The organism is Anaerosphaera multitolerans (assembly GCF_004006535.1).
Taxonomy (GTDB): Bacteria; Bacillota; Clostridia; order Tissierellales; family Peptoniphilaceae; genus Anaerosphaera; species Anaerosphaera multitolerans.
Map to the genome: position 1 here is coordinate 1 of NZ_RLIH01000036.1, position 2853 is coordinate 2853.

2 protein-coding genes are annotated in these 2853 nt (G+C 30.8%); both read right to left on the minus strand.

All coding sequences use genetic code 11. From position 1 onward, the window contains the following. Window positions 1–21 precede the first annotated feature (21 nt). Window positions 22–1380, minus strand: coding sequence for a helix-turn-helix domain-containing protein (locus EF514_RS10640; RefSeq protein ID WP_127725429.1), 1359 nt, complete (start codon window positions 1378–1380; stop codon window positions 22–24). A gap of 166 nt (window positions 1381–1546) precedes the next feature. Continuing rightward, window positions 1547–2764, minus strand: a complete 1218-nt coding sequence (locus EF514_RS10645; protein WP_127725430.1) for a hypothetical protein — start codon at window positions 2762–2764, stop codon at window positions 1547–1549. Window positions 2765–2853 lie beyond the last annotated feature (89 nt).

The following is a 2853-nucleotide window of genomic DNA, read 5'->3' on the forward strand; positions in this document are numbered from 1 at the left end:
TGACAGAAATTTTATATTCTGTCATTTATATTCTACGTGTAATTTATATACGTTTGACGGCCTTCCTTTTCCTCCATCATGGCTGACTTTTATAATTTCCGCTAAACCTGAATCTACTAAGGCTGTCAGTATCTTATTAGCTCCTCGTTTAGTAATTCCCAAAACCTCCGCCAACTCCTTAGTCGTTAAGTTATCTTTGTCCATACTTTGAAGTATTCCGATAATTTTATTTATAGTCTTGGGAGCTAGTTTTGATATTTTTGCAATTTGGTTTATATATTTTTCATCTAAGTACTTAGGTAATTTTTCCACATTGTTATCAATATCTCCTGATAGTATGTAAATTTCCTCGTTAATATCAATTAATACACTACAATTAATATTTTCTTTTTTATAGGATAAGGCATACTTGCTGCCGTTGATTGCACTTAAAAGAGAGCTGTAAAGATTCTTGCCTATACCGTATCCGATTATTCCTTCAAAGTCCACTTCCTCAATTAGCTTATTTAATAAGAAACAATGACTATAATTTCTCGTAAGTCTTTGAAGTTGAATTGCATCAATATAAACTTCCAAATCTAAAAAATTTCTTTTTATTATTGGCTTAATACTAAATGAATCACTTAACTCTGTAACTATTTTTATAATATTTGAAAATAATAGCTCAATATCCACTGTTGTCTTATTTACAAGTCTTTCAATTAAAGGATTGATATATATAACTCCTGGAAGCTGATGTTGTATATCTTGCATTTGAATATCTCTTTCCAAATTCTCAAAGGCGGAATCAATATTGTGTCTTCCGGGATATACATAGTGACATTCAACCCCCTTATCTCTAAGAGCCTCTACAACACTGTAAAAAAATGTCACTACCACATCTACTTGATCTTCTTCTATTGCTTTAAGATGTTTTTCTAAAAAATCTTTCTCAATTTCAATTAATTCGTCAAAATTTGCCGACTCCATTTTCCTTACAAGGGATTTTATATGTTCATTTAAGAAATCTCCTTGAACAAACTCCTCTAGACTGTGCTTTTCATCTAGAAAATCAATACCTATTCTCGTCTTTGACAAGTCTCTTTTTTCCAATATTATCTGTAAAATAATTCTATAGGTATTCTCCGCATCCATTCCAAATGATACTATAGGTTTAGAATTGGCAAAATCAGTTATTCCTTTTAATACAGTCATTGGTATTACATAGCTTGTAACAAAACCGTCAAAATTAAACTGTTCTCTTATATATATTTCTTTCAGTTCATATAAATCTTTATATTCAAAATAAGTTAATTCACAGGATTTATATTCAAATCCGATGGTTTCCTTAAAAAATTTTATTAAATGTTCTTTTAATAAAAGTGCCACTTTATATTTCATAAGGTTTTATTTATGTTCCTTTCTTCTAAAATGTATAACTAATCTTTAACAAAATTAACTAAAGACATATTAACACATAAAGTAAATTTAAAATAGATTTCTCTTAACTAACTCAAATATTTAAAATTTAAAAGAGTGGACTTTCATCCACCCTAATATCAACAAATTATAAAAAGTTTTTAAGTATTCCCGCAAAAATTACTGAACCGATAGTTACAGTTGTAAAACCACCTACAAGCATTGTTGGTGACATTTTATCCATTAAGTAGTCATATTCTTCTTGATTTGCAGCTTCCGCCTTTGCAGCTTCACCAGTTAAAACAAAGTTTAATGGGAATCCTACTAAACAGTTTAACCCTATTGCAAAAGCCATATTCCATGAAACCTTTAAAAACTTTCCTGCAAGTGCAGATAACAATCCAATACCTACGATTGCTATAGCTAAATAAGCTATTATTATTGCTCCTGAAGAAAATACTTCCTGCGGCGAACTGTCTACCAATCCACCTACTACTGTAACAATTGAGCCTACCATGAAGAAACCAAAAGCATTTGCTTTTTGAAGCGCTTGAGATTCTAAGAAACCATATTCACTGGAAATTACTCCTAGGAATAAAGCAAATATTGTAGGAGAAATACTAAAGGATATTCCCACTGCTCCAAATAAAAGTCCTGACGCCTTTGATAATACAACACCTATAGTGGCCATAAGTCCTAATTTTGCCAATATCATATTATCTGTATTATATTTTTCCGGTATCCTAGGTAAAAGTCTCTTTCCATCTGTTACTTCTTCATTCTTTGAAACTATTCTATCTCCACCTCTATATCCAACTAATAGAGATCTGGCTTCTTTTTTCAATAATGATGGAATTAGAAAGTATGCCGGGAAATTTTGCAATGCTAAAGTTAAAAGCGCAATAGTCGATAGATCCTGTCTCCCCACAGCAATAGCTGCCTTTGACATTTCAAATGCCGCTACAAATCCACCTGTAATTGGTGGAGCTACCACTACTGATTTTTCCCAACCAAATAATGTCGTTCCAATAGTTAGTACTGTAATTGCAACTCCTATTATACCTGAAATACCTATTACTACAGTCTTCCACTCTCTCTTTAAGTCACTTATTTTTAAGGAGCTTCCCATATTTACAACTATTACTACAATAACCATATCTAAGAAATATGAGGAGAAACCCGCTAAATCAATTAATTCCTTAGGTACTGCTCCTGACCAAATTGATATCAAGGTCAACATTACAAATATAAAAATAGATGGAATTAAAGCATTTGTTTTTACAGAGATTACATCTCCTATTGATAAAAACAACAAAACAATAAAAAATGCCACCGCTGGATGAGATACAATTTCAAGCCAATTCATAATTTTCCTCCTAAAACAATATTTTTAATATATTTTGTTTTTATTAAAAAAACCTAAATAATTTAATAAACTTTTAATTATTTACTTGC